A 24,796-nucleotide genomic window follows, 5' to 3' on the forward strand; every position below is an offset into this window, starting at 1 on the left:
CGCCCAGGACGGCGGCGGCCCCGACGTCTTCGCCCACTTCTCCGCGATCTCCTCGACCGGCTTCCGCAGCCTCGACGAGAACCAGCGGGTCGAGTTCGACATCACCCAGGGCCAGAAGGGCCCGCAGGCGGAGAACATCCGCTCGCTCTGATCAACAGCTTCTCGCCGAACGGCGACCCGACTGGTTCAGCGGGCCGCCGTTCGGCGTTTCTGTAAGCGGTAGCTCGAGCGGGGACCATGCCCGTGTCCCACAGCAGCTACCGGGCACCCCCGTCGGTCGAGGTCCTTCCACCCGGCCGCATCGATCGTGCGCCACCCCGTGTACGCGAGCACCTCACGCAGATGATCCGTACGGGTCTGCTCCCGATTCCCCATAGCGGTGCCTGACATGACACGGCGCATCGCGGACCGCCGCTGGGGCTCACCGGGTCAGCGGCGCTTGTGAACTGGTCAGCGCCTCCAGCAGGCCGATGATCTGCAGAACTCGCCGGACCCCGGGCTGAAGGTTCGCCAGCCGAAACGAAAGACCTCGCGCGGCGGCGTCGGCATACAGCTCGTCGAGGGCGGCGATGCCGGACGAGTCGCAGAAAGTGACCTCGGTGAAGTCGACGAGGAGCGAGTCCGGTGCTTGCATGTCGGCCATGGATGATCGGAGCCGGGTGAGGAACTCGTCCGCTGTGGCAATGTCGAGCTCACCGGCCATGTTCAGCCGCGTGCCGCTGTCGGCGTCGCGGTTGCTGATGATGATCACCGGGGAACTCGCTTTCGGGGTACGAAGCCGGCACCGCCAGATGCGGCCCTGACAGTGTGCACGGCAGAGTGTGTGCTGCCGCTTCTTGGTGGGTAACCTCCCACTCCTGGTGCGCGCACACAACGCCAGCCCAGCCGGGTACGGCTAGCATCGAGGCTCCTTCTGGGAGGGGTAGCGTGGATCAGACTGCGTTGATAGATGTCGAGCTTGACCGCGGTCATCTGCCGGCGGCGCTGGTTGTCCGGATCAGCGGCGAGCTGGATTTTGGTACCACGCCGAAGGTGCTGAGCGTGATCGAGGGTGAACCGCCGGCCGGATCTTCGATGATCGTAGATCTCAGTGAGGTGGGTTTCTGCGATTCCAGCGCTCTGGGTGTGCTGATCCTGGTTCAGCAGGCCACGGAGACCGTGGGCGGCCGAACGTTTCTGGCCGGGGCACAGCGGCAGGTGTCCTCAGCGTTGAGGGTGACCAGCCTGGACCAGCTTTTTGTCATGTGCGCCGATGTCGACGCCGCTCTGCACGAGATCAGAACGGCGTGAATGCCTTATGTCGGCCGGGTACGGGGCATGCCCGTGTCGGGGTCGCATCGTGACACGCAAGCACAGTGAGAGTGACAAGCTGCGCGAGCAATTGGCGTCCCTGCAAGCGGCAGTCGATGCGCGCACGGCTGACCTGGCCGAGGCAGAGGCCCGTTTGCAGGCCGAACGGGACTTGGTCGACCGGCTGCAGGCCGTGGGGCAGCGGTTGACGTCACAGCTGGACATGGACTCCCTGGTACAGGACGCGACCGACGCCGCCACGCACGCCACCGGAGCGGCGTTCGGGGCGTTCTTCTACAACGTCGTCAACGAACGCGGCGAGGCGTACACCCTCTACACCTTGTCCGGGGCACCCCGGGAGGCGTTCTCGTCCTTCCCCATGCCCCGCAATACGGCGGTTTTCGGGCCGACGTTCGCCGGCGAAGGCGTGGTGCGCTCCGACGACATCACCACTGACGCCCGATACGGGCAGAACGCCCCCTACCACGGCATGCCTGCCGGGCACCTGCCGCTACGCAGCTACCTCGCAGTCCCAGTGGTCTCCACCACCTCCCGGGAAGTGCTCGGCGGCTTCTTCTTCGGCCACCCGGCGCCGGGGCAGTTCACCAGCCGTCATGAACAGCTCGCTGTCGGTATCGCCGGGTACGCGGCTATCGCCCTGGACAATGCCCGCCTGTTCGCCCTGCACCGCAATACCGCCGTTGAGCTGCAACGCAGCATGCTGCCGACCATCGATCCCGTTCCGGGCTTCGAGATCGCCTCCAAGTACCTGCCCGCGGCGACCGGATCCGAGGTCGGCGGGGACTGGCTCGACGTCATCGGCCTTCCCGGTCGGCGTACCGCGTTCGTCATGGGCGATGTCATGGGGCGCGGCGTCGGCGCGGCTGCCGTCATGGGTCAGATCCGTACCGCCGTACGCGCCTACGCAGCTCTCGATCTGCCCCCGGACGAGGTTCTGCGGCACGTGTCCGACCTGGCCCGTACCATGCCCGGCCACCAGTTCATCACCTGCGTGTACGCCGTGCACGACCCGGTGAACAGCACCCTCAGCTACGCCAACGCCGGCCATCTGCCACCCGCGGTCGTCGCTCCCGACGGCACCGTGACGTTTCTGCAGGAGCGCCTCGGGCTCCCCCTTCGCATCGGCACCCGTTTCCTCCAGCGCCAGGTCGACTTCCCACCCGGGTCGGGTCTGGCCCTGTACACCGACGGGCTCGTGGAACGCCGCGACCGACCGGTCGACGACGGTATCGACGAACTTGGCCATGCCCTGCGCGAGCTGGCCACGCGGCCGGACAGCGAAACCGACGTCGCGTGCGACAAACTCATCCACCAGCTCACCGGCGGCCACTACGACGACGATGTCGCCCTGCTCTACGTCCGTAACACCCACCCCGACAGCGTGCTGGCCATCCAGCCGCTGACCGCCAGCCCCCACGCCGCCGCTGAGGCGCGCCGCTTCGTCCGTAACGCTCTCACCGCCTGGCAGCTCGAACACGTCACCGACCAGGCGATCACCGTCGCGACCGAATTGATCAGCAACGCGGTACGCCACACCCAGGCCCCGCTGCAGCTACGCCTGCACCACTGCCACGACCGGCTCGTCATCGACGTCAGCGACCGCGACGGCCGCGTCCCCCGCCGCAGAGAACCCGTCGCCGACATCCCCGGGCATCGCGGATTGGTCCTGGTCGAAGCCCTCGCCCATCGATGGGGCACCCGCCCGATCAGTGATGGAAAAATCGTCTGGGCGGAACTAGTAGTGCCAGCCGCGTCCCCCAGCGACGAATCGTCATAGCGTTGGCGTCGTTCACCTTCTCGTTCGTGGAGGCCAACCACACCATGACGACGGTCCCCGCCAGCGACCGACGTTCGCGGATCCGGCGGTTGCAGGCAATCAGCCGACGAGTACCTCTCGTAGTTCCTCCACATGAGCTGGCAGTGCGTTACCGACAACGGCCGACAGTGCCCGAGCCTCTCGGTTGCCAGTGACGACCTTGTGCCCGATGGTTTGCCGCATGTAGTTCGGTTCCGGCCAGGGCTGCGTCGCCGAGAGACGCTGGCGCAGGTCAGCAGCGTCCACCTCGCCCCTGGGGCGTCGTGGTGGCGGCGATCTACAGTGACGGCGTACTGACCGGCTGGAGGGAGCATCACGTGGCGAAGTCTCGGTCGCAGAACGCGGGGCTGATGGGGGCATATGCCATCCTCCTCGCGGTTGGTGGTTGCGTTCTGGTCGGGGACTTCTTCAGTGCGGACCGCGACTGGTGGGACATCGGCTTCCACCTGTTGATGGTCAGCTTTTGGGCCGGTGCTCTCGTCAAAGAAATCAGGCTGCCGACGGCTGGGCCTGCCAGCTAGCAGGTCGATCCTGTCCGTCAGCGCCTCGACGACCGCCCAGAAGCTGTTCCGGTCACCTCGGTGATTTGTCTCAACGGAGCTACCGGCCTCCTCGACGCCGCTGACCTGCGCCCGCCAGGTTGGAGCCTGCTGGCTGGCTGTCGCGAGCGCCCGGCCGGCGCGCTTGTGCATGATCACGCCACCGCCTGGTTGTCCATGTCACGGCTGTCGCCGACGAACGGTGACCGGCCACGCGCAGGCTGACCTCGGCGAAACGGTGGGCGCCGTCCAGGGCCTCGCGGACGATGAGCAGGGACCAGCGCTCGCCCGAGGAGGACCGGAGGCGGTCGAGGCTTGGTCGCCGAGCATGTCCACGAGCACCTGGACGTTGTGGAGGCGGGGGCAGTGCCCCGGCGTTCTCTCGTTTGACGAGGCGGGGAACGTACTGTTCAGCAAGCCGCCGCCTAGCTTGGAGTCGTGTTGTCGCAGAACGACCGGAACGCCCTGACCCTGCCCGGTGTGCTGGTGACCGCTGGACTGGTCGGCAGCTCGGATTTCCGGGCTCAGGTCGGCGGCCGAACCGTGCTCACGCTGGAAGCCCACGGCGACCACTGGGCTCCCGGCGAAGACCTGAACCCCTCCGTGACGGCTCTTCCCCGATCGAGCGCCGGCCCCACCGAGCTGCTCCTCACCGGCATCGCACTGCCGTTCGTCCGCACCTGCCCGCTGGGCGGGTGGGTTCTGGACGTCGACGGTGTCCCGATCCACGTCGGCACCTCCTACCCGGATCCGCCACCGGCCGCCGGGCAACGCGTCCGGTTCCGCGGCACCGTGGAGGTCGCCGACGGGTACGTCGCCGACGAGGTGCAAGCGGCGTTGCGGCGCCCCACCGATCGGTCCTGGCTGGTCCAGCGCATCGTGCGGCTCAAGCCGGTCACCGGCGGCGGGCAGCGGACAGTCCGCCCGGAGCCCATCACGTCGATCCGTCACACCGCCGACAGCAGCAGCTACTTGATCGACCTGCGTGACCAACGCTGAGGACCGGTGGTCACGCCGTGGTCAGAGGGTTTCCGGGATGCGGATCGTCTCGATCCAGGGTGGCGGTTCGGGGGCCCGGCGGCCGACCAGCCCGGCCACCACGCGGACGCTGCCGGGCGCCGCGTCCGGCCATGGGGTGTAGCCGTCGGTGAGGACCACGACGATGCTGGGTTTCGGGCGGGCGCTCAGCGCGTGCGCGATGCCGACCCGCATGTCGGTTCCGCCGCCGCCGGCCAGTTCCACCTCGCCGACGCTGCCGACCCGGCGGACGGCGTGCACGTCCGCGTCGCAGGGGAGAACCGTGACGCGCTCGCGGCCGATGCCGACCGCGCGCAGGACGCCCGCCAGCTCGCCGAGGACGGTGCGCCGCCGATGGCGCCGGCCTCCGCCGGGCTGACCCGCGGCGCGTCCCCGGACTCCCAGGGCATCGGCTGCCCGTGCGCGCCGTGGCGAGTTCGGTGACGGTGAGCGCCCGGAAGTCCGACATGGGGCAGACGGTAGCGGCCGGGTACGACAACAACATCCGGAGCCGGGTCAGCGCCCGCGAGCGCGGTCGCGCCGAGTCCGGCGCGACCGAGTCGTACGCCGGCCGGCCGTCGTCACGCTTGACAGGTGACCAAAAGGTCACATAACTTTGCGTCATGACGGACGACGATCGGGTGTTCAAGGCGCTTGCCGACCCGAGCCGTCGCTTCTTGCTCGACCTGCTGTTCGCGCGGGACGGCCGCACGCTCACCGAGCTGCAGTCCGAGCTGGAGATGACGCGGTTCGGCGTCGCCAAGCACCTGAGGGTGCTGGAGGAGGCGGGACTCGTCGTCACGCGCCGGTCGGGCCGGGAGAAGTTGCACTTCCTCAACCCGGTGCCGATCCGGCAGATCCACGACCGGTGGATCGACAAGTACACCGAGCACCAGATCACCACCCTCATCGATCTCAAGCGCACGCTGGAGGAAGAGCCATGAGCGACACCAAGGTGTTCCGGATCTGGATCAAGGCCGCCCCGGAGAGGATCTGGCAGGCGATCACCGATCCGGAGTGGAACGCGAAGTACGGCTACGCGACTCCGCAGTACTACGAGCTCAAGAAGGGCGGCCGGTACCACTCCACGGCCAACCAGGGCATGCTCGACCACGCCGCGGCGCAGGGCTTCGAGCTGCCCGACCCCATCGTGGACGGCGAGGTGCTGGAGGCGGAGCCGCCGCGCCGGCTGGTGCTGTCCTGGCGGATGCTGATGGACCCGGGCACCGCCGCCGAGGGGTTCACCACGCTGACCTACGAGATCGAGGACTCGGCGCCCGGGGTCTGCCGGGTCACCATCACCCACGACGTGACCGACGCGCCGGTGACCGCCGCCATGGTCTCCGGCAACCCGGACGCGGCGGCCGAGGGTGGCGGCGGCTGGGCGTGGGTCCTCAGTGACCTCAAGTCGCTGCTGGAGACCGGCAGGGTGCTGGCCGACGCCTGATCGCCGACCGGCCCGCGCGGCCCCGCGGGAAGGGGGCCGCGCGCTGCCCGTCAGCCCACGTAACGGCGCGCCGTGGAGCGCCGTTGCGTCTCGTCGAGAACGCTGAGCCGGGCCTCCACCTGCAACGGGCGGGGCCTGCGGTGGGCCAGCACCCAGCCCAGGCCGCGGGCCGCGTCCAGGGCGGCGAGCAACGAGGTCCGATCGCGGGGCACGGTCCGCGCGAGAAAGAGCGTCCGGCGTACGGCCGGTCCCACCGGCCGCCGCAGCCAGGTGAACCAGAGCGTGTTGCGCAGGCCGACCCGACGCCGGTGGGTGGCGTCGCGCAGCCGGGACGCCCGGTGGTGCACCGTGAGATCCTCCAGATAGCACAGTTCCCAGCCGGCGGTGATCAGGTCGGTGGCGAGCAGCTCTTCCTCGCCACCCAGCCAGAGCCGCTCGTCGAAGCCGCCGGCCCGCTCGAACGCGTCCCGCCGGACGACCGAGGCGCCGGCCAGGAAACTGCCCAGCGCCGGGCCGGGCAGGCCGTCCGGGCCGGGCACCGGGGAGTCCCGCAGTTCCGCGACGATCGGGTCCTCCACGCCGGACGGCTCGACCACGATCCGGGCGTTCAGCAGCGCCACCCGCGGGTGGGCGTCGAGCACGTCGGCGGCCCGGGACAGCGAGCCGGGGCTCCACCACGTGTCGTCGTCGCAGAACGCGACATAGGGGGTGCGCAGCCGGCGTACGCCCACGTTGCGGCCCACCGCTCCCAGGTTCTCGGCGAGAGCGACCACCTCGACCCGCGGATATCGGGCGCGGACCGCGTCCGCGGTCCCGTCCGTCGACCCGTTGTCCACCAGCACCACGTGTGGTCGCTCCGGCAGCGCCAGCAACCGCTCCACACAGGCCAGCGCCTCGTCCCGCCGCTGCCAGGTGATGACAACGACCCCTACCCGCGAATCCTGCACGAACTCGCCGATACCCCGAATCCCGCGCCCGTCACCTACCCAGAAGGGTGAAGACGGTCCAACCGCCGCAAAAAACGCATTTCACCTGTCGACGGCGAGAGCACGGACAACGGCAAGCGAAGCGTGGCCGCTTTCCGCGCTCTCGCCATCGATTCAAAGGACGATGTGCCGCCGAGCGAAGCGAGGCGATCAGGCAGAGAACACATCCTTGATCCAGTTGACCGCGTCCATCACCCATTCGGTCTGGCGCAGGAACGTGAAACCGACACCGGTCAGGTAGAGCCCGGCGACGACGTGCGCGCCCCGGGCGGTGTGCCGGGGCCGGTTCAGGTACCGCTCCAGGACCAGGCGGCCGACCAGCCGGGCCAGCGCGAAGACGCCGACGCCGACGAGCAGCGTGATCACGAAGACCACCACCGGGGTGCCCAGCGCGCCACCCCCGGAGAGCGCCCAGATGCCCCAGCAGACGAACGCGAACAACGCGGCGGCCGTGCTCCACTCGCCGCCGCGGCGCAGCCGGCGCAGATGCCAGCCGATGCTGTGCTGTTCCCGCGGGACGTCGGCGCCCGGCCAGCCGGTGCCGGTCGGCTCGTGCACGGCGGTGTCGTCGCGCGGCGGGGTGCGCGGCGTCACCTGCGCCCGGCCCTGGCTGAACGGCGACTGCGGCGCCGGGGAGACCGGTTGGTGATACGGCCGGGTGGGCTCGCCCGCCTCCGGGGAGACCGGTTGGTGATGCGCCCGGGTGGGCTCGCCCGCCTCCGGGCCGGCCGGCGTGGTCACCGTCGGCGGCTCGGCCCACGGGTCCTGCGGCGGCATGTCGAGCGTCCGCTCGGACCACTGCGGTTGCTCCGGCATGATTCCCCTCTCCGATCAGGTGGCCGGACGACCACCTGATCCGAGAGTAACGAGCGCGCAAATGGCTGGCCCGGACCCACACGCGTCCGTTACACAAGCTCCATGGACGATGGCATCCGGGTCCGCCCGGGCACGATCGAGGACTTTCCGGCGATCTCCGAGCTGCTCGGCGTGGTCTTCCACGAGAATCTGGAGGGTGCGGCCCGGGCCGCCGAGGAGGCGGTGTTCGAGCCGGCGCGCTCGCTGGTCGCCGACGACGGCGGGCTGGTGGCCGGGCACACGGTGGCCTACAGCCGGGAGCTGACCGTGCCCGGAGCGGTGCTGCCGGCCGCGCACATCTCCTGCGTCGGCGTGCGGCCCACGCACCGCCGGCGCGGCCTGCTGACCGCGCTGATGCACCGCCAGCTGCGCGACATCGCGGAGGGCGGGCGGGAGGCTCTCGCGGTGCTGTGGGCCAGCGAGACCACCATCTACCCCCGATTCGGGTACGGCCCGGCGTCCTCCCGCCTCAAATTCTCGATCATGAATCGGGAGGTACGGCTCACCGTCCCGCCCGCGGAACCCGCCGGCCGGCTGCGGATGGGCGATCCGGCCGAGCTCCTCTCGGACATCGCCAAGACGTTCGACCAGCTGCGCGTCACCCGGGTCGGCTGGTCCGACCGCGACGACCGGTGGTGGCGGTACGTGCTCGCCGATCCGTGGGACCGCCGGGACGGCACGACCCGGCGGTACGCCGTGGTGCACGACGGCCCCGGCGGCCCCACCGGCTACGCGCTCTGGCGGGTCAAGCGGGGCTGGACACACCACGGGCCGGACGCCGAGGTGCAGGTCCGCGAGGTGGCCGCCGCCGACCCGGCGACGTATCAGACGCTCTGGCGGTTCCTGCTCGGCATCGACCTGAGCCGGACCGTGTCGTTCGACCTGGGCGCGGTCGACGAGCCGCTGCGCCACCTGGTGGACGAGCCGCGGCGGCTGGGCACCATGCTCTCCGACGCGCTCTTCGTGCGGCTGGTGGACGTGCCCGGCGCGCTCGCCGCCCGGCGGTACCAGGCGCCGGTGGACGTGGTGCTGGAGGTCGAGGACCCGCTCCTGCCGGCGAACGCCGGGCGCTGGCGGCTGACCGGCGGGCCGGGCGGGGCGTCCTGCGCGCGGACCGGGGACCCGGCCGACCTGGCGTGCTCGGTGACCGATCTCGGCGCTGCTTACCTGGGCGGGACGTCGCTCGGGGTGCTCGCGGCGGCCGGTCGGGTGCGGCAGCTGACCGCAAATGATCCGAGTCTGGCGTTCGGCTGGCACCACGCGCCCAGCGCCACTGAGGTGTTCTGAGGGTACCGTCGGGTTCATGGTCGAGCCCGAACGCCGCCGCCGGCGTGTGCGCCCTTCGTCCCGGACGAGCGGCGCCGCACCGGAGCCGCCGCCGGCTCCGGTGCCCGCCCCGCCACCGTCCGCGCCGGCGCCCGCCGGGCCGGGAAACGCGACGCCGGGAAACGCGACGCCCGGCAACACCCCGGTGCCGACCGCGCCGGCGAGCGCACAACCGGGAAACACGCCGGTGCCCACCCCACCGGCGAACGCGCGGCCGCCGAGGCGCCCCGCGGCTGCCGGCGGCGGTGCGGACCGGGAGGCCGAGCGCGGCCCGCGCGGCCCGGTGAAACGCCCGGCGACCGCCGGCAACGGCGAGGACCGGGAGACCGAGCGCGGTCTGCGCGGCCTGGTCGGTTCCGGATCCTCGCAGGTCAGCGTGGGTGCGGCGCTGCGCGCCCGGGACGCCGCGCGGCCGTCCGGGGAGCAGCTCGCGGCGGCCGACCGCGATCTGGTGATCGTCCGGCGCAATTGGCTGCCGCGCGAGGACCTGCCCCGCCGCTGACTACGATGGAGCCGACCACCGACCGCTCGTGGAAACGGTTGACTAGCCCATGCAGTGGAAGCACCGCCCCAACGGCCTGACCTGGTCAGGTGCCATCAAGAACGAGGAAGCCAAGCGGGAGGCGGCGGCGCGGCTGGCCGCCGAGCTGCAGGACGGGCAGACGGTCGGCATCGGCTCCGGCTCGACCAGCTTCCTCACCCTGCAGGCCCTCGCGGCCCGCGCCGAGAAGGAGGGGCTCGCCTTCACCGCGATCCCCACCTCGATCGAGGTGGCGAACGCGTGCGCCGCGCTGGGCGTACGCACCGCGACGCTGAACGAGGTCCGGCCGGACTGGTGCTTCGACGGCGCCGACGAGGTGGACCCGGCACATCGGCTGATCAAGGGCCGCGGCGGCGCGCTCTACCAGGAGAAGCTGATGATGGCGGCGGCGCCGAAGGCGTTCATCGTGGTCGACCGGTCGAAGATCGTGGACCGGCTGGGGCAGAACTTCGCGGCCCCGGTGGAGATCGACCCGGCCGCGCTCAGCCTGATCTTCGAGAAGCTGGCGGGCTTCCCCGGCCTGGCGGAGGTCACCCTGCGGGCGGCCGGCGGCAAGGACGGGCCGGTCCTCACCGAGCGCGGCAACCTCATCCTGGACCTGCGGTTCAGCGAGATCGCCGACGACGCCCACACCCGCCTGAAGCAGATGTCGGGCGTCGTCGAGACGGGCCTCTTCTTCGGGTACGACTTCGAGCTGATCCTGGCCGATTAGAACGTCAGCGCGGCGCGGAGGGCGGCGGCGACCTGGTCGGCGGCCGCCCGCGCCGCGTCGATCGTGGCGATCTTGCGGGCGAAGCCGTGGTTCACGCCCATGTACCGGGTGTGCACCACCGGCACGCCCGCGGCCACCAGCGCGTCCGCGTAGTCGGCGCCCTCGTCCCGGAGCGCGTCGTACTCGGCGGTGATGAGCAGGGTGGCCGGCATCCCGGAGAGGTCGGTGACGGCCAGCGGCGCCACGTCCTCGGTGAGCCGCCGCATCGGGTCCGGGACGTAGGTCTCCCAGGCCAGCTTCATCGAGGCGCGGTCCAGGCCGTACTCCCCCAGCTCGTCGTAGGACTCCGCCGAGGTGAGCGGGTCCAGAGCGGGATAGATCAGGACCTGGAAGTCGAGCGGGGTGCCCGCGTCCCGCTGCCGCCGGGCGGTGACGGTGGCCAGCTGGCCGCCGGCGCTGTCCCCGCCGATCGCCAGCCGGGACGCGTCGACGCCCAGCTCGCCGCCGGTCTTACGGACGTGGTCGAGCACCGTCTCGGCGTCCTGGAGGGCGGCCGGGTGGACGTGCTCCGGGGCGAGCCGGTAACCGACCGACAGCACGGCCAGGCCGGAGCGGTCGGCGACCCGGCGGCAGAACCGGTCGACGGTTTCGACGCTGCCGTAGCACCAGCCGCCGCCGTGCAGGTAGACGAAGACGGGCGCGCCGGCCCGGGTGGCGTAGAGCCGGCAGGGCACGCCGCCGGCGTCCAGGTCGGCGACGACCGGCAACGGCAGCGCCGGGCCGGTCTCCGCCTCGTTGGACTCCTCCATCGCCGCGCGGGCGAACTGGAGGCGTTCGTAGGGTCCGGCCGCGAGCTGCTCGGCGGAGGGGCGGCGGCGAAGCTTCGCCGCCGCCGTCACCTGGGGGTGGAGCATCCCGCCTCAGCCGAGTTGGGCGAGGACGAGACCGCCGCGGGCCTTCGGGGTGAACCAGGTGCTCTTGCGGGGCAGCTTCAGCCGGGCCAGGTTGACCTCGACGAAGTCCTCCACGGTGACCGGGGCGATCAGCACGGCAAGGGCGGCACGGCCGGCGTCGACCTCGCCGCGCAGCCACTCGACCGGGTAGTCGCCGCCGATGTAGGAGATCCGCTTGTCCCCCGGGTCCAAGCCCAGGGCGTCGTGCAGCAGCACCCGCTCGACCAGGGCGTGGTCCAGGTTCTCCACAGGCGTGCCGGCCGGGTCGGCGGGCAGGGCGACGGCGTACGAGCGGCCCGCCGCGTACACCTCGATCGTCCCCTTGCCGGGGAGCTCCGCGGCGCGCGGCAGCTCGGTGACCGTCGCACCGGCCGCGCGCAGGCGCTCCAGAAGCTCCTCCGGCCGTGCCGGGAGCTCGCTGATCAGCCGGTTGTACGGCTGGATGGCGACCGACGCGGGCGTGGTGATCACCGCCAGGAAGCGCTGCAGCCCGCCGGTCTGCGCGGCCAGGCTGCGGTGGTTGCCGTCGGCGACCACCAGCTCGCCGCCGCCGGCCAGCGCGGTGAGCCGGTCCTGCAGCTCGCCCGGTCCGACCACCCAGATGGCGTGGGTACGACCGGTCTGGTCGGTGTCGGTGGCCTCCGGCTCGCCCGCCGCGTCGCAGGCGTCGGCCAGAGCGGCGTGCAACTCCTCGCCCTTGCCGGTCTGCAGCAGCAGCACCGGCGACAGCAGCGTGGACAGCGCCTCGGCGAGCGCGACGCGCTCCCGGACCTTGGCGATGAAGACGTCCTCGTTGCGGATGACCAGGCCCGGCTCGTCGGCGCTGGTGGAGATCTGGGCGGTGTCCACCATGCTCCACAGGCCGTAGGCGGGGGCCTCGTCCTTCCCGGTGATCCGGTAGAGCACCACGACGTGCTCAGCCTGCCGGTAGTGGCCCTCGGACTTCTCGTTCTCCAGCCGGACGACGGCGTCCGGGAGGGATTCGGTGAAGGTCTTCCCGAGGGACTCGGGCGCGAGATGCGGCATTTCCACGGCCAGCGCGCTGTGCGGGTTGGCCGTGATGATGTCGGTGATTTCGGCGTCGTCGGCGAACTCGTCGTAGTTCTGGGCTCCGGTACCGCCAGTGGTGATCCAGGCCCGGCTGATCGGGTGCACGACCGTCATGGCAGGGAACTTACCCGGCCGGACGACGGCGCCTGCCCACCGGCATGTTCCCCCGTGACCGGCTCGACTGGGGCCGTCGATGCGGGTTCACCGGCCGTTCGACCGGCCTGGCCGTGACGATGATCGGCGGGGCCACGAATCCGGCCAGCTCAGGGGGCAAATCCACCCATACTTCGCGCTGAACGCCGATCGTCATGCCCGCGGCGTCGTTGAATGAGGTGTGCATCACCTCATCCAACGACGGGCTCGGTGAACAAGTGGCGAACTAATCGAAAATCGGACCGATCTCCCGGCTGCGCTTGATCTCGTAGAAGCCGGGCGTGCCGGCGACCAGCAGGACGCCGTCCCACAGCCGGCCGGCGGCCTCGCCCTTGGGCGCCGGGGTGATCACCGGGCCGAAGAACGCGACGGTGGAGTCCGGGTCCGGGCCGGGCGCGTGGATCACCGGGGTGCCGACGTCCGTGCCGACCGGCTTCATCCCGGCGTTGTGGCTGGCCCGCAGGGCCTCGTCGCGCGCGTCGGTGTGCGCCGCCGCGGCCAGCTCCGGATCGAGGCCGACCTCGGTCAGCGCCTCCCGGAACAGTTTCTCGTCCAGCTCGTACTTCTGCAGGTGGATGCGGGTGCCCAGGGCCGTGTAGAGGTCCCGCAGGACCTGCGGGCCGGCCGTCTCGGCGGCGGCGATGCAGACCCGGACCGGGCCCCAGCCCTTGGTCATCAGGGCCTGGTACTCCTCGGGGAGGTCCCGGCCCTCGTTGAGCACGGAGAGGCTCATCACGTTGAAGCGGATGTCGAGGGGGCGGACCTTCTCCACCTCGAGCAGCCAGCGAGAGGTGATCCAGGCCCACGGGCAGAGCGGGTCGAACCACATGTCGACGGTGGCGCGTTCAGTCATGGATCGATACTGCCACCGCCGAAGGCGGTGCGGATGAGGTGCGACTCGAGCGCGGCGAATAGGCTGCGAGGAAAAGCAGTCAGCTCGAAGGAGAGTGCACGTGGCCGGTGTTCACAACCTGACCCAGGTCGAGGCCGCGGAGCGGAGTCGATTGCTCGAGGTGACCGGGTACGACATCACCCTCGATCTGACCGACGGAAACGGCAACCCCGGTTCCGGCACCTTCCGCTCCACCACCATCGTTTCGTTCAACTGCAGCGAGCCCGGCGCCGAGACGTTCATCGAGGCCGCCGCGGTCGAGCTGCACAAGGCCACGCTCAACGGCGCGCCGCTGGACCTGAGCACCTGGTCGGCCGAGAAGGGCCTGCCGCTGCCCGGCCTGGCGGAGCGCAACGTCCTGGTCGTCGAGGGCGACTTCGCCTACTCGGCCAGCGGCCAGGGCCTGCAGCGCAGCGTCGACCCGGTCGACCAGGAGATCTACCTCTACAGCCAGTTCGAGACCGCCGACGCCCAGCGGGTGTACGCGGCCTTCGACCAGCCCGACCTCAAGAGCGAGTTCACCTGGCACGTGATCGCGCCGGATCACTGGAAGGTGATCTCGAACATGCCTGTCGACTCCGAGGAGCCGGCCGGTACGGGCGCGCGGACGGTCCACTTCACCACCTCGCCGCGGATGAGCACGTACATCACGGCGATCTGCGCCGGGCCGTACCACGAGGTCCGCGACTCGCACGACGGCATCGACCTGGGCGTCTTCTGCCGGGCCTCGATGGCCCGGTACCTGGACGAGGCCGACCTGTTCCTGATCACCAAGCAGGGCTTCGACTTCTTCCACGAGCAGTTCGGGGTGCGCTACCCGCTGCCGAAGTACGACCAGCTCTGGGTGCCGGACTTCAACGCCGGCGCGATGGAGAACTTCGGCTGCGTCACGCACGCCGAGGCGCACTACATCTTCCGCTCGCAGGTCACCGACTACGAGTACGAGCAGCGGGCCAACACGATCCTGCACGAGCTCGCCCACATGTGGTTCGGCGACCTGGTCACCATGCGCTGGTGGAACGACCTGTGGCTGAACGAGTCGTTCGCCGAGTGGGCCAGCCACTGGTGCAACACGCACGCCACCCGCTTCACCGACGCCTGGTCGACGTTCCTGTCCATCCGCAAGGCCTGGGGCTACCGGCAGGACCAGCTCTCCTCGACCCACCCGGTCTACTGCGAGATGCCGGACCTGGAGGCGGTCGAGGTCAACTTCGACGGCATCACCTACGCCAAGGGCGCCAGCGTGATCAAGCAGCTGGTGGCTTACGTCGGGCTGGAGCCGTTCCTCACCGGCCTGCGGGAGTACTTCGCCAAGCACGCGTGGGGCAACGCCACCTTCGACGACCTGCTCACCGAGCTGGAGACGGCGTCCGGCCGGGAGCTGCGCAAGTTCGCCGCGCAGTGGCTGGAGACCGCGCAGGTCAACACGCTGCGCCCGGTCGTCGAGATGGACGACCGGGAGCGCTACACGAGCGTCACGGTGCTGCAGGAGGCCCCGGCCGGGTACCCGACGCTGCGTACCCACCGGATCGGCATCGGCCTCTACGACCTGGACGGCGACCGGCTGGTGCGCCGGGAGCGGCTCGAGGTCGACGTGGCCGGCGAGCGCACCGAGATCACGGCGCTGGCCGGGATCAAGGCGCCGGACGTGCTGCTGATCAACGACGACGACCTGACGTACGCGAAGCTGCGCCTGGACGAGCGCTCGCTGGGGGTGCTGGTCAACCACATCGCCGGGTTCGACTCGGCGCTACCGCGGGCGCTGTGCTGGGCCGCCGCGTGGGACATGCTGCGCGACGCCGAACTGGCCGCCCGGGACTACGTGCGGCTGGTCTGCTCCGGCCTGCCGGCCGAGGGTGACATCAACCTGACCACCGCCACGTTGCGGCAGGCGGCCAGCGCGCTGGTGTCGTTCGCCGACCCGCAGTGGGCGCCGGAGGGCTGGACGATGCTGGCGCGGCTGGCCGAGACCCAGCTGGCGGCGGCCGAGCCGGGCAGCGGTTGGCAGCTCACCTGGGCCCGGGCGTTCATCACCGCCGCCCGCACGCAGGAGCAGGCGGCCGTGCTGCGCGGCTGGCTGACCGGCGGCGCCAAGCCGAAGGGCCTGGTCGTCGACACCGAGCTGCGCTGGTCGCTGCTGCAGGCGCTGGCCGCGATCGGCGCGGCCGACGAGTCGGAGATCGACGCGGAGCTGGCCTCGGACAAGACGGCCAGCGGTGAGCGGGAGGCGGCGATCGCCCGTGCCCTGCTGCCGACCGCGGAGAACAAGGCTCGCGTCTGGGCCGAGCTGACCGGGCCGCAGCAGCCGCCGAACTGGCTCAACCGGTCGCTGCTGCAGGGCTTCCAGAGCACCCGCCAGGTGGCCCTGACAGCGCCGTACGCGGAGAAGTTCTTCGCCGTGGTGGGCTCGGTGTGGGCGCGCTCGGACAGCGAGCCCGCGCAGGAGTTCGCGACGCTGGCGTACCCGACGTTCCAGATCAGCGAGGAGACGGTCGCGCTGACCGACGCCTGGCTGGCGCAGGACGGGCACCCGGCGTCGCTGCGGCGTCTGGTGGCCGAGGGCCGGGACGGCGTGCTCCGGGCGCTGAAGGCCCGCGCCAAGGACAGCGCGGCTGCCTGATCAGGGCGAAACGGCCTCTCCGACTCGGAGGGGCCGTTTTTCCTGCGTACTGCAAGTTGCATCGGCGTGCCGTCAGTAGGCTGACACTCCGCGGTGTTGGAGGTGGCCCGTGACGATGGTGAGCCAGCGGTGGAGCGCGCCGGACGGCCGGTGGACCGAGCCGGATCTGCATCTGTTCCCGCAGGACGGGCACCGGTACGAGATCGTCGACGGCAGCCTGCACGTCACCCCGCCCCCGGACGGGGTGCACGAGGCGGGCGTCGAGGCGGTGATCGCCGCGCTGCGCACGGCCGCCCCGCCGGACTGGTGGGTGTGTGACCGGCTGGGCGTCGGGATCGACATCAGCAGCCTGGTGCCGGACGTGATCGTGCTGCGGCCGCGGTCGTCCGGGGGGATCTGGGTGGACCCGGCGGACGTGGCGCTGGTGGTCGAGGTGGAGGCGCCGGAGACCCGGCGTTACGATCGCCTGCTCAAACCGGCGGTGTACGCGTCGGCCGGCATCCCCGCCTACTGGCTGGTGGAGCCGGGCGAGGCGCTGTCGGTGCACACGCTGGACGGTCCGTCCTACCGCCTGGCGCGCCGGATCGAGGGCGCCGAGCGGGTGAAGCTCGACGCCCCGTACCCGATCCGGGTGGGGGTCTTCTAGGAACGACCCGCGCGCGACGCCAGCTGGTCGAGGCCGATCAGCAGGCCGCCGATCAGGTCGCCCCCGGAGAACGAGCCGGCCATGCCGAACGCTGCCAGCTTCGCGTCGCGGTCGCTGACGCGCCGGCGGGCCTCCTCGCCCGTGACGATCTCCAGGCGGCGCTGGTTCGGCGAGACGGCGATCAGCACCGCCCGCTCCGGGCGCGCGATCTGGCTGTGCAGTTTCTCGGCGGACTCGCGGAGCGGCTCCTCCAGCTCGCCGAGGTAGATGCTGAACGTCAGGCCGGTCGCCTGGTCGGCGATCCGCAGCGCCTCGTCGAGGCGCAGCAGCTGACTGGTCGTGAAGGGAGTCTCGCGGTCGGCCTCGGCCAGCTCACCACTTGTCACTTGCGCCTCCTGTCGGGCCGGGCCGGACCGGAGCGCCGGAACTGTCCTCGATGACCAGTCCGCGCTCGATCGCCGGGGTGGCGTGACCGTGGCCCGCCGCGACGGTGCGCTCCGGCGAGGCCAGGAACCACATCGGCGCGAACTCGTACGGCCGGCCCGGGCGGTACCGGCGGGACGGCTTCGCCTTGTCGGAGGTGGCGAACACGATGACCGCCACCGTGCCGATGATCGCGGCCGGGATGATCACATAGACCAGGATGGTTGTGATTACAGACAACTGAACGCCCCCAGGCGCCGGTGATCCTATTTATGTCGAACGTCAATCACGGTAGCGGAGCACGAGTCGTGCCGGACCGTCGGGTCTCGAACCCGAGTCTCACGCCGTCGGGATCTACGCGGATCGTGCTCGACGGTGCGAAAATCACCTTCACGCGCCGTCCGCGGGCTTTTCGCCCGGGCACGGCTGGAGGGGGGATTCCATGGGCCTGGCCGTCGGACTGATTCTTCCGGTGACGCTGGTCTTCCCGGCGCACGCCGCCGTTGCCGTGTTCGTGGAGCTCAACCCGAGCACCGTGCGCGCCGGGGACCCGGTCACCCTGCGCGCCTCCTGCGACGACAACCTGAAAGCCGCCACGGTCGGCGCCGAGCCGATCGGTTCGGTGCCGGTCGAGCCGGAGTTCGGCTTCCTGACCGCGACCGCGAAGGTGCCGTCCGGGCAGCGGACCGGCGACTACCGGGTCACCCTGCGCTGCCCGGACGGGCGGACCGCGAGCACCACCATGCACGTGGTGGCCCGGGTGGAGCCGGCCCGCGGGCCGGCCACCGGCGGCGGCGGGACGGCCGCCGAGCGGACCACGCCCTGGCTGGTCGGCGGCGGCCTGGCCGCGATGCTGGCGGGCGCCGGGCTGGGCGTGCTGTCGATCCGCCGCCGGCGGCTGGGCTGAGGCCGCGATGACCGACGACCCCGGGCCGCCCCGCGACGTGCCGGAGTCGGTCCGGCGCAAACGCCCGGCGCAGGTGATCAGCGCCCCGCCGCCGGGCGTGGTGACCGGCCCGCTGCCGGCGCCCCGGCCACAGGGCGGCCGGCCCGCCTTCCGGGTGCCCCAGCCCCGCCGCCGGGTGCCGGCCCCGCCCGCGATCCGGGGCCGCCGGCGCCTGCCGATCGGCTGGATCGCGCTGCTGCTGTTCTTCGCCGGGCTCTTCGCGGTCAGCATGGGTCTCGGCGTGTCCACCGGCTTCGACCTGGACCCGTTCGGCGAGCCGGGCCAGCCGCCGCCGCGCGCCTTCCCGGTGCTGGAGCCGAGCCGGCCGGAGCGGCTGACCATCCCGGACCTCGAGGTGGACGCGCCGGTCCTGCCGGTCGGGCAGGCCCGCGACGGGTCGGTGGACGTGCCACCGCTGCGCCGGCACAACGAGGTGGGCTGGTTCGACGGCGGGCCGACGCCGGGACAGTTCGGGCCGGCGCTGATCGTCGGGCACGCGGACACCCGTACCGGGCCGTCGGTCTTCCACGACCTCGGCAGGCTCAAGCCGAAGCAGCGCGTCGAGGTGGGCCGGTCGGACGGCACGGTGGCCGTGTTCGAGGTGAACACGGTGGAGCGGTACGACAAGGACCGGCTGCCCGTCCAGCGTGTCTACGGTGACTACAGCCGGCCCTCGTTGCGCCTGATGACCTGTGGTGGCAAGTGGCTCGGCGGGGACCAGGGTTACTCCGACAACGTCGTCGTCTACGCGTCGCTCATCGAGGCCAGGAAATGATTACGCCGCCTCGGCGGGTGCCGGGGCGGCGTGGGTGTCGGGCAGGTCCAGCCAATCCATCCAACGGGGGTCGGGCGTGCGGTGCCCGAGCACCCGCCAGGCGACGCCCCGTGGCGCCTGCGGTATGGAGTGCAACCGCCAGCCCAGCTCGGCCGGCGTCTTGTCGCCCTTGCTGTGGTTGCACTTGGCACAGGCGGCCACCACGTTCTCCCAGGCGTGCAGACCGCCCCGGCTGCGCGGGAAGACGTGGTCGATGGTCTCCGCGGAGCCCCGGCAGTAGGCGCAGCGGCCGCCGTCGCGGGCGAAGATGGCCCGGCGGGAGAGGCCGACATGCGTGCGGTACGGCACCTTCACGTACCGCGTGAGGCGGACCACTGACGGAACCGGCAGTTCCTCGCTCGCGCTGTGCAGGATGCCGTCGCCGTCGGAGACGCACTCCGCCTTGGCGGTCAGGACGAGGATGGTCGCTCGACGCACCGATACGACGCACAGAGGCTCGTAGGTAGCGTTCAGCACTAACGCGGAAGAGCCCACCATGGGTCGTATGTCAGGCATCGCGATCACCCTTCCGGTGTCAGTTGCTGTGTAGCGCTCCCGTAGCTCAGCCGTGTGTGATCTGGGCCTCGCCGACGAAGCCTGTGCGCCAATAGTCCCTGATGGATGACCAAATTGCGAGCACAATCTGTGGCCACGCGGTAAACGTCTGAGGCGCCCGTTCAGTCGGACCCGGTACTTTGACTCTCCGTGCTCCTTGCTCCGTCTCCGGATCCCAGCCTCCCCACGGTCGACCTCACCAAGTCGTGCGACGCCGACTCGGTGTGCAGATGGCTGCTCGAACAGGATGTCAGCCCGTGGCTGGCCAAGAGCGGCTACGTCTTCGTGGTGAAGCCGGTGCGGGTCATCGCGATCGTCCTGATCGCGATGCTGATCCGCTGGCTGCTGCACCGGGCGATCAGCCGGCTGACCGCCAGCACCTCGCGGGCCGCGATGCCGGCGCTGCTCAAGCCGCTGAAGGAGCGGGCCGACGTCGCCGCCGAGGAGGCCCAGTTCATCCCGGAGCGCCGCCGGCAGCGCGCCGAGGCGATCGGGTCGGTGCTGCGCAGCTTCATCAGCGCGGTGGTCTTCACCATGGCCACGCTGCTGGTGCTGGGCGAGTTCGGGTTCAACCTGGCGCCGCTGCTGGCCAGCGCCGGGATCGTCGGCGTGGCGCTCGGCTTCGGCGCGCAGAGCCTGGTCAAGGATCTGATCGCGGGCCTGTTCATGCTGCTGGAGGATCAGTACGGGGTGGGCGACACGGTCGACCTGGGCGAGGCCACCGGCGTGGTGGAGAGCGTCGGTCTGCGGATCACCACGGTGCGCGACGCCCGAGGCGTGCTCTGGTACATCCGCAACGGCGAGATCGTCCGGGTCGGCAACAAGAGCCAGGGCTGGGCCATGGTGGTGATCGACATCCCGATCGGCTTCGTCAACTCGGAGGAGGCGATCGCGGTGCTGAGGGAGGCCGCCGACGCGGTCGCCGGGCACCCGGAGCACCGGACCGAGTTCATCGAGCCGCCGGACGTGGTCGGCGTCGAGCAGCTGACCGTGGACGGCGCGACGATCCGGACGATCGCCAAGACGACCGCGGACAGCCAGGTGGCCGTGCAGCGGGAGCTGCGCCGGGCGCTGACCGAGGCGTTGGAGAACACCGGGCTGTCCGAGCGGATCGCCGCGTCCCGCCTGGTGCCGCGCTCCGCGGTGCCGCCGCCCTGGTACTCGGGCCGGGAAAATTCTTCTCCGTCGATCGATGTGCCGCGCCCGGGTGGATCCGTCTGACCTGCGCTTACGCGACACGCCGCGGTTACACTCTCCACCGAACGGCTTGAAATCGGACCAACCGCCCTAGCATCCACTAGGACGATCGGGCAGAATCCGATAAAGCTCTTGCACATGCACGTTCGCGCCGGTCGATGGAGGACCCGTGGCCAACGACCCGGAGGGTCCGCAGCGTTCCAAAGAGGCTACGGAAGGCGACCAGTTAGTCACCTTCCGTAGCCTTTTTTCGCTGCGCGAATTCCGGGCGATCTACGCGTCCATGCTGATCAGCTGGGTCGGCGACTACCTGACCCGGGCCGCCGTCACCGTCCTGATCTACCAGCAGACCCGGTCGGTGCTGCTCTCCGCGATCTCCTTCGCGATCGGGTACCTGCCCTGGATCACGCTCGGGCCGGTGCTCTCCGCGCTCGGCGACAGGTATCCGTACCGCCGGGTGATGGTCGTCTCGGACCTGTTCCGGATGGCTCTCACCGGGGTGCTGCTGATCCCCGGCCTGCCCACCGCGGTGACCCTGCTGGTGGTGCTGCTGGCCAGCCTCGGCGCTCCCCCCGCGCAGGCCGCCCGGTCCGCGCTGATGCCGCTGGTCGTCGGGCGCGAGCGGCTCACCCTGGCGCTCGCCACCACCACCACGTCCGGGCAGATCGCCCAGGTGATCGGCTACCTGGCCGGCGCCGCGCTGGCGGTCAGCCTGAGCCCGCGCCTGGCGCTCAGCCTGGACGTCGGCACGTTCGCCCTCTCCGCGCTGCTGATCGCGACCTGCGTGCGGGTCCGGCCGGCCGGCGTGGCCCCGGAACGCCGCCGGCACCTGCTGCGCGAGACCGCGGAGGGCTTCCAGCTGGTCTTCGGCAGCCCGGTGCTGCGCGCGATAGCGATAGTGGTGTTCACCACCATCGCCTTCAGCGTCGTCCCGGAGAGCCTGGCCGCCTCGTGGGCCGCCGAGGCCACCCCGGACGGCATCCCGCAGGGACTGGAGCAGGGCCTGATCATGGCGGCTGGCCCGTTCGGCATCGTCGTGGGCGGGCTGCTGTTCAGCCGGCTGGTCCCGGACGAGCGGCGCTGGCGCCTGGTGCCGCTGCTGGCCGTCGCCACGCCACTGGTGCTCACCCCCACCCTGGCCGGTCCCCCGGCGACAGTGGTGGCGGCGCTGGTGGCGCTCTCCGGCATGGCCCAGGGGGCCGGGCTGCCCTCGCTCAACGCGTCGTTCGCGCTGGTCCTGCCGGCCAGCCACCGGGCCCGCGCGTTCGGGGTGATGACCAGCGGGATCCAGGCCAGCCAGTTCCTCGCCGTGCTGATCAACGGGGTGCTCTCCGAGCGGTTCCGGATCCCCCTGGTGGTCGGCCTGTGGAGCGTCGCCGGCACGGTCCTGATGATCCTGGTGGCGACCCGCTGGCCGGACCGGGGGAAGCTGTCCGCCGCCAACAGCGCCGCCGCCCCACTGGCCACCTGAGATCCGGCTGGCAAAATGGGAAGGTGAGCGCACCCGAGTCCTTCTTCGCCGCCGTGGGCGGCGAACCCACGTTCCGCAAGCTGGTCGGCAAGTTCTACGAGGGCATCGCGACGGACCCGCTGCTGCGGCCGATGTACCCGGAGGAGGACCTCGGGCCGGCCACCGAGCGGATGACGCTTTTCCTGATGCAGTACTGGGGCGGCCCGAGCACGTACTCGGAGACCCGCGGCCACCCCCGGCTGCGGATGCGGCACGCGCCGTTCCGGGTCGGCCCGGCCGAGCGGGACGCCTGGCTGACCCACATGCGCGCGGCGGTCGACTCGCTCGCGCTGCCCGAGGAGCAGCACACCATGCTCTGGGACTATCTGGAGCGCGCGGCCTATTTCATGGTGAACAGCGACTGATCGTGACTTATCTGGCGGTGACTCGTTAATCGGAGTGTCCGTCACGATCCGGGAGCCGCCCCATGCGCCGTCGCCTGCTGGCCGTCGCCACCGTTCTCCTCGCCGGCCTGGCCGCCTCCCCGCCGCCCGCGATGGCGGACATCGCGCAGTCCGGGGTGGTCTCGGAGAACCCGGTGGACTGGACGCCGCACGTGCTCGACGGCACCGTGTGGGCGCTGGCGGTGGTCGGTGACACGGTGATCGTCGGCGGCGCGTTCACCAAGGTCACGGACGCCGGCCGGCACACCACCCTGACCCGGAAGAACATCTTCGCGTACGACCTGCACGACGGCACGATCCGCAGTTTCGCCCCGGAGGTCGACGGCGCGATCTACTCGCTCACCGCGGGCGCCAACGGGACGGTCTACGTCGGTGGCGCGTTCAAGACGGTCAACGGCGTCAAGCAGCGCGGCATCACCCGCCTCTGGCTGGCCAGCGGCAATCGCGACACGTCGTTCCGCGCCAAGGTGAACTGGGGCGACGTGCGGGCCCTGGCCACCCGCGGCGACCACCTCTACGCGGCCGGCACGTTCTCCGCGATCAACGGCGTCGGCCGGGTCGGGCTGGCCCGGATGGACGCCCAGACCGGCACGGTGGACCAGGGATTCGACGCCCACCTGGCCGGGCCGGGCCTGAGCCGCACCCGGGTCGAGCACTTCGACCTGACCGCGGACGGCGGCAAGCTGGTCGCGGTCGGCGCGTTCCTCAAGGCCGGCAAGGACGACAGGACCCAGATCGCGATCTTCGACGTGGGCGGGTCGTCGGCGGAGCTGACCGGGTGGTACACGCGTGCCTTCGAGCCGCAGTGCATGAAGGGCTTCGACACGTACCTGCGCCAGGTCAAGTTCTCGCCGGACGGCTCGTACTTCGTGGTGGCCGCGACCGGCCGGGCCTCCTCGGCGCAGAAGCTGTGCGACTCGGCGGCCCGGTTCGAGACGAACCGGACCGGTGAGCAGTTGCCGACCTGGGTGCAGCGGACCGGCGGGGACTCGCTCTACGCGGTGGCGGTCACCGGGCCGGCGGTCTACCTGGGCGGGCACCAGCGCTGGTTCGACAACCCCTACGGCACGGACGGCAACGGGCCGGGGCCGGGTGCGGTCTCCCGGCCGGGGATCGGCGCGGTCGATCCGGCCACCGGCAAGGCCCTGTCCTGGAACCCGACGCGTGCCCGGGGGGTCGGCGTCCGCGCGTTCCTGACGGTGCCGCAGGGCCTGCTGGTCGGCTCGGACACCGACCAGCTGGGCAAGGAGTACCACGGCCGCATCGGCATGTTCCCGCTGGACTGACCCAACCGGCCGGGCGCCGGGAGGCGTCCCGGCGGCCGAGAGACCTTCCCGGACAGCCGGCTGTGCCGGGCCGGCCGTCAGGGCCGTGTCCAGGTTGTCGAGACGCCCCCGGGGGCCAGCCGGGAGCGGGGGCCGCGCCGCGACCTGGGCGGGTGCGGAGCCGGCGGGTCGTCACCGGGAGGGATCGGGCGGTGGGTTCAGAGGAGGGCGCCCTCGTCGTGGAGCCAGTCCACGAACGACGTCGCCACGGCCGCCCCGCAGTCCAGCAGCTCGACCAGCAGCGCGTCGTGGGCGCCGGCCGCCAGCGGCACCTGCAGCTCGGCGTATATCGGCAGCTGACCCCGCTCGGTCGGATCCCCCACGTACGCCTTGCAGAAGCGCCGCGTGTGGTTCCACTCGTTGACGATCCGGTACGCCCGGTCGGCCCAGTCCGGCGGGACCGTCGCGTGCGGACGCGCCCGCATCACCAGGATCTCGTCGTCCGGACCCTCCAGCGTGAACAGCACCGCGTGCCGCTCCCACATCGCCAGGAGGCTGCCGCCGCCGTCGGCCAGGAACCGGATGTCGAGCAGGTCGAGGGCCTTGCCGATGCGGGCCAGCGTCACCGTCTCGGCGGCCGGCTCGCAGGACGCGGCCGGGGGCAGTTCGGAGGGCGCCGGGGTCCGGGCCGGCTCGCGCTGGGCCGGGACTTCGACGCGGACGGTGCTCTGCACCGCGACCTCGCCACCGGTATCCGGTTCGTTCTCCGCGGCCGTTCCCGGACGCCAAGACCACCACGGCATCGTGCGCACCTCGCT

General features: G+C 71.2%; 30 protein-coding genes. 19 read left to right on the top strand and 11 right to left on the bottom strand.

From position 1 onward, the window contains the following. A partial coding sequence (locus tag Asi03nite_RS30235; RefSeq protein WP_203683975.1) for a cold-shock protein occupies window positions 1-151 on the top strand: 151 nt, incomplete at its 5' end. Between the two features lie 270 nt (window positions 152-421). Here the strand turns inward: Asi03nite_RS30235 and Asi03nite_RS30240 are convergent. Beyond that, complete coding sequence (locus Asi03nite_RS30240; RefSeq protein ID WP_203683906.1) at window positions 422-751, bottom strand: STAS domain-containing protein; 330 nt, start codon at window positions 749-751, stop codon at window positions 422-424. A 176-nt stretch (window positions 752-927) separates the two neighbouring features. Here Asi03nite_RS30240 and Asi03nite_RS30245 point away from each other — a divergent pair, with 176 nt between their 5' ends. From Asi03nite_RS30245 to Asi03nite_RS30260, 4 genes are all read left to right on the top strand, one after another. Next, the gene (locus Asi03nite_RS30245; RefSeq protein ID WP_203683907.1) at window positions 928-1,290 is read left to right on the top strand and encodes an STAS domain-containing protein; all 363 of its coding nucleotides are present in this window, start codon (window positions 928-930) and stop codon (window positions 1,288-1,290) included. Window positions 1,291-1,339: 49 nt separating this feature from the next. Next, window positions 1,340-3,088 carry an ATP-binding SpoIIE family protein phosphatase gene (locus tag Asi03nite_RS30250; protein WP_203683908.1) on the top strand — a complete coding sequence of 583 codons (1,749 nt, stop codon included), beginning with the start codon at window positions 1,340-1,342 and terminating at the stop codon, window positions 3,086-3,088. Window positions 3,089-3,393: 305 nt separating this feature from the next. Continuing rightward, on the top strand, window positions 3,394-3,648 hold the full coding sequence (locus tag Asi03nite_RS30255) for a hypothetical protein (protein WP_203683909.1): 255 nt from the start codon (window positions 3,394-3,396) through the stop codon (window positions 3,646-3,648). A 456-nt stretch (window positions 3,649-4,104) separates the two neighbouring features. Continuing rightward, a complete protein-coding gene (locus tag Asi03nite_RS30260; protein WP_203683910.1) occupies window positions 4,105-4,665 on the top strand; it encodes a hypothetical protein in 561 nt (186 codons plus the stop codon). Window positions 4,666-4,686: 21 nt separating this feature from the next. Here Asi03nite_RS30260 and Asi03nite_RS30265 read toward each other — a convergent pair whose 3' ends face one another. Further along, window positions 4,687-5,013, bottom strand: coding sequence for a VWA-like domain-containing protein (locus Asi03nite_RS30265; RefSeq protein ID WP_307834039.1), 327 nt, complete (start codon window positions 5,011-5,013; stop codon window positions 4,687-4,689). Between Asi03nite_RS30265 and Asi03nite_RS38140 the strand changes: the two genes are divergently transcribed. From Asi03nite_RS38140 to Asi03nite_RS30275, 3 genes are all read left to right on the top strand, one after another. Then, on the top strand, window positions 4,939-5,127 hold the full coding sequence (locus Asi03nite_RS38140) for a hypothetical protein (RefSeq protein WP_239103038.1): 189 nt from the start codon (window positions 4,939-4,941) through the stop codon (window positions 5,125-5,127). The two genes, Asi03nite_RS30265 and Asi03nite_RS38140, sit on opposite strands and share 75 nt — an antisense overlap. A gap of 179 nt (window positions 5,128-5,306) precedes the next feature. Beyond that, window positions 5,307-5,627 carry an ArsR/SmtB family transcription factor gene (locus tag Asi03nite_RS30270; RefSeq protein WP_203683911.1) on the top strand — a complete coding sequence of 107 codons (321 nt, stop codon included), beginning with the start codon at window positions 5,307-5,309 and terminating at the stop codon, window positions 5,625-5,627. After that, entirely contained in the window at window positions 5,624-6,130 is a 507-nt protein-coding gene (locus Asi03nite_RS30275; protein ID WP_203683912.1) for an SRPBCC domain-containing protein, read from the top strand. Before Asi03nite_RS30270 ends, Asi03nite_RS30275 begins: the two co-directional genes overlap by 4 nt. Before the next feature lie 50 nt (window positions 6,131-6,180). Here Asi03nite_RS30275 and Asi03nite_RS30280 read toward each other — a convergent pair whose 3' ends face one another. Both Asi03nite_RS30280 and Asi03nite_RS30285 read right to left on the bottom strand, forming a co-directional pair. Continuing rightward, window positions 6,181-7,077, bottom strand: a complete 897-nt coding sequence (locus Asi03nite_RS30280; protein ID WP_203683913.1) for a glycosyltransferase family 2 protein — start codon at window positions 7,075-7,077, stop codon at window positions 6,181-6,183. A 189-nt stretch (window positions 7,078-7,266) separates the two neighbouring features. Beyond that, window positions 7,267-7,932 carry a DNA-directed RNA polymerase II gene (locus tag Asi03nite_RS30285; protein ID WP_203683914.1) on the bottom strand — a complete coding sequence of 222 codons (666 nt, stop codon included), beginning with the start codon at window positions 7,930-7,932 and terminating at the stop codon, window positions 7,267-7,269. Window positions 7,933-8,034: 102 nt separating this feature from the next. On the opposite strand from Asi03nite_RS30285, the gene Asi03nite_RS30290 reads away from it, so the two are divergent. Genes Asi03nite_RS30290 through rpiA form a run of 3 tightly spaced genes read left to right on the top strand, consistent with a single transcriptional unit; the run spans window position 8,035 to window position 10,550 of the window. Next, the gene (locus Asi03nite_RS30290) at window positions 8,035-9,258 is read left to right on the top strand and encodes a GNAT family N-acetyltransferase (RefSeq protein ID WP_203683915.1); all 1,224 of its coding nucleotides are present in this window, start codon (window positions 8,035-8,037) and stop codon (window positions 9,256-9,258) included. A gap of 16 nt (window positions 9,259-9,274) precedes the next feature. Next, a complete protein-coding gene (locus Asi03nite_RS39005; RefSeq protein WP_373872186.1) occupies window positions 9,275-9,799 on the top strand; it encodes a hypothetical protein in 525 nt (174 codons plus the stop codon). 49 nt (window positions 9,800-9,848) lie between these two features. After that, window positions 9,849-10,550, top strand: a complete 702-nt coding sequence (rpiA, locus tag Asi03nite_RS30300) for a ribose 5-phosphate isomerase A (RefSeq protein WP_203683916.1) — start codon at window positions 9,849-9,851, stop codon at window positions 10,548-10,550. Here the strand turns inward: rpiA and Asi03nite_RS30305 are convergent. The 3 genes from Asi03nite_RS30305 to Asi03nite_RS30315 form a co-directional block, all read right to left on the bottom strand. Further along, window positions 10,547-11,464, bottom strand: coding sequence for an alpha/beta hydrolase (locus Asi03nite_RS30305; RefSeq protein WP_203683917.1), 918 nt, complete (start codon window positions 11,462-11,464; stop codon window positions 10,547-10,549). The two genes, rpiA and Asi03nite_RS30305, sit on opposite strands and share 4 nt — an antisense overlap. A 6-nt stretch (window positions 11,465-11,470) precedes the next feature. Beyond that, on the bottom strand, window positions 11,471-12,667 hold the full coding sequence (locus Asi03nite_RS30310) for a DUF1015 family protein (RefSeq protein ID WP_203683918.1): 1,197 nt from the start codon (window positions 12,665-12,667) through the stop codon (window positions 11,471-11,473). A gap of 265 nt (window positions 12,668-12,932) precedes the next feature. Then, window positions 12,933-13,559, bottom strand: coding sequence for a mycothiol-dependent nitroreductase Rv2466c family protein (locus Asi03nite_RS30315; protein ID WP_203683919.1), 627 nt, complete (start codon window positions 13,557-13,559; stop codon window positions 12,933-12,935). A gap of 100 nt (window positions 13,560-13,659) precedes the next feature. On the opposite strand from Asi03nite_RS30315, the gene pepN reads away from it, so the two are divergent. Continuing rightward, on the top strand, window positions 13,660-16,218 hold the full coding sequence (pepN, locus tag Asi03nite_RS30320; protein ID WP_203683920.1) for an aminopeptidase N: 2,559 nt from the start codon (window positions 13,660-13,662) through the stop codon (window positions 16,216-16,218). A gap of 115 nt (window positions 16,219-16,333) precedes the next feature. Next, window positions 16,334-16,864, top strand: a complete 531-nt coding sequence (locus Asi03nite_RS30325) for a Uma2 family endonuclease (protein WP_203683977.1) — start codon at window positions 16,334-16,336, stop codon at window positions 16,862-16,864. Here Asi03nite_RS30325 and Asi03nite_RS30330 read toward each other — a convergent pair. Beyond that, window positions 16,861-17,250 (bottom strand): DUF5130 family protein, encoded by a 390-nt coding sequence (locus tag Asi03nite_RS30330; protein WP_203683921.1) that lies wholly within the window; start codon window positions 17,248-17,250, stop codon window positions 16,861-16,863. The genes Asi03nite_RS30325 and Asi03nite_RS30330 overlap by 4 nt on opposite strands. After that, a complete protein-coding gene (gene ctaJ, locus Asi03nite_RS30335; protein WP_203683922.1) occupies window positions 17,237-17,527 on the bottom strand; it encodes an aa3-type cytochrome oxidase subunit CtaJ in 291 nt (96 codons plus the stop codon). Before ctaJ ends, Asi03nite_RS30330 begins: the two co-directional genes overlap by 14 nt. A 202-nt stretch (window positions 17,528-17,729) precedes the next feature. Between ctaJ and Asi03nite_RS30340 the strand changes: the two genes are divergently transcribed. Together Asi03nite_RS30340 and Asi03nite_RS30345 are read left to right on the top strand one after the other, a co-directional pair. After that, window positions 17,730-18,194, top strand: a complete 465-nt coding sequence (locus Asi03nite_RS30340) for a hypothetical protein (protein ID WP_203683923.1) — start codon at window positions 17,730-17,732, stop codon at window positions 18,192-18,194. Window positions 18,195-18,201: 7 nt separating this feature from the next. Continuing rightward, complete coding sequence (locus Asi03nite_RS30345) at window positions 18,202-19,008, top strand: class F sortase (protein WP_203683924.1); 807 nt, start codon at window positions 18,202-18,204, stop codon at window positions 19,006-19,008. On the opposite strand, the gene Asi03nite_RS30350 is transcribed toward Asi03nite_RS30345, so the two are convergent. After that, a complete protein-coding gene (locus tag Asi03nite_RS30350; RefSeq protein ID WP_203683925.1) occupies window positions 19,009-19,563 on the bottom strand; it encodes an HNH endonuclease in 555 nt (184 codons plus the stop codon). It lies immediately after the preceding gene. 189 nt (window positions 19,564-19,752) lie between these two features. Between Asi03nite_RS30350 and Asi03nite_RS30355 the strand changes: the two genes are divergently transcribed. The 4 genes from Asi03nite_RS30355 (at window position 19,753) to Asi03nite_RS30370 (ending at window position 23,999) form a co-directional block, all read left to right on the top strand. Further along, window positions 19,753-20,823 carry a mechanosensitive ion channel family protein gene (locus tag Asi03nite_RS30355; RefSeq protein ID WP_203683926.1) on the top strand — a complete coding sequence of 357 codons (1,071 nt, stop codon included), beginning with the start codon at window positions 19,753-19,755 and terminating at the stop codon, window positions 20,821-20,823. A gap of 145 nt (window positions 20,824-20,968) precedes the next feature. After that, the gene (locus Asi03nite_RS30360) at window positions 20,969-22,270 is read left to right on the top strand and encodes an MFS transporter (RefSeq protein WP_203683927.1); all 1,302 of its coding nucleotides are present in this window, start codon (window positions 20,969-20,971) and stop codon (window positions 22,268-22,270) included. A gap of 23 nt (window positions 22,271-22,293) precedes the next feature. Then, complete coding sequence (locus Asi03nite_RS30365) at window positions 22,294-22,674, top strand: globin (protein WP_203683928.1); 381 nt, start codon at window positions 22,294-22,296, stop codon at window positions 22,672-22,674. Between the two features lie 62 nt (window positions 22,675-22,736). Continuing rightward, window positions 22,737-23,999 carry a delta-60 repeat domain-containing protein gene (locus Asi03nite_RS30370; RefSeq protein ID WP_203683929.1) on the top strand — a complete coding sequence of 421 codons (1,263 nt, stop codon included), beginning with the start codon at window positions 22,737-22,739 and terminating at the stop codon, window positions 23,997-23,999. Between the two features lie 197 nt (window positions 24,000-24,196). On the opposite strand, the gene Asi03nite_RS30375 is transcribed toward Asi03nite_RS30370, so the two are convergent. Continuing rightward, entirely contained in the window at window positions 24,197-24,781 is a 585-nt protein-coding gene (locus tag Asi03nite_RS30375) for a type III secretion system chaperone family protein (RefSeq protein WP_203683930.1), read from the bottom strand. Window positions 24,782-24,796: the final 15 nt, after the last annotated feature.

Origin of the sequence: Actinoplanes siamensis (assembly GCF_016862395.1) — a bacterium.
GTDB classification, from domain to species: Bacteria; Actinomycetota; Actinomycetes; order Mycobacteriales; family Micromonosporaceae; genus Actinoplanes; species Actinoplanes siamensis.

Bases quoted from the DNA above. Each gene is read 5' to 3' on its own strand.
- Asi03nite_RS30270 (WP_203683911.1), top strand. From the start codon at position 5,307: ATGACGGACGACGATCGGGTGTTCAAGGCGCTTGCCGACCCGAGCCGT.
- Asi03nite_RS30275 (WP_203683912.1), top strand. From the start codon at position 5,624: ATGAGCGACACCAAGGTGTTCCGGATCTGGATCAAGGCCGCCCCGGAG.
- Asi03nite_RS30285 (WP_203683914.1), bottom strand. From the start codon at position 7,932: ATGCCGGAGCAACCGCAGTGGTCCGAGCGGACGCTCGACATGCCGCCG.
- Asi03nite_RS30290 (WP_203683915.1), top strand. From the start codon at position 8,035: ATGGACGATGGCATCCGGGTCCGCCCGGGCACGATCGAGGACTTTCCG.
- Asi03nite_RS39005 (WP_373872186.1), top strand. From the start codon at position 9,275: ATGGTCGAGCCCGAACGCCGCCGCCGGCGTGTGCGCCCTTCGTCCCGG.
- rpiA (WP_203683916.1), top strand. From the start codon at position 9,849: ATGCAGTGGAAGCACCGCCCCAACGGCCTGACCTGGTCAGGTGCCATC.
- Asi03nite_RS30305 (WP_203683917.1), bottom strand. From the start codon at position 11,464: ATGCTCCACCCCCAGGTGACGGCGGCGGCGAAGCTTCGCCGCCGCCCC.
- Asi03nite_RS30310 (WP_203683918.1), bottom strand. From the start codon at position 12,667: ATGACGGTCGTGCACCCGATCAGCCGGGCCTGGATCACCACTGGCGGT.
- Asi03nite_RS30315 (WP_203683919.1), bottom strand. From the start codon at position 13,559: ATGACTGAACGCGCCACCGTCGACATGTGGTTCGACCCGCTCTGCCCG.
- Asi03nite_RS30325 (WP_203683977.1), top strand. From the start codon at position 16,334: ATGGTGAGCCAGCGGTGGAGCGCGCCGGACGGCCGGTGGACCGAGCCG.
- Asi03nite_RS30340 (WP_203683923.1), top strand. From the start codon at position 17,730: ATGGGCCTGGCCGTCGGACTGATTCTTCCGGTGACGCTGGTCTTCCCG.
- Asi03nite_RS30345 (WP_203683924.1), top strand. From the start codon at position 18,202: ATGACCGACGACCCCGGGCCGCCCCGCGACGTGCCGGAGTCGGTCCGG.
- Asi03nite_RS30350 (WP_203683925.1), bottom strand. From the start codon at position 19,563: ATGCCTGACATACGACCCATGGTGGGCTCTTCCGCGTTAGTGCTGAAC.
- Asi03nite_RS30370 (WP_203683929.1), top strand. From the start codon at position 22,737: ATGCGCCGTCGCCTGCTGGCCGTCGCCACCGTTCTCCTCGCCGGCCTG.
- Asi03nite_RS30375 (WP_203683930.1), bottom strand. From the start codon at position 24,781: ATGCCGTGGTGGTCTTGGCGTCCGGGAACGGCCGCGGAGAACGAACCG.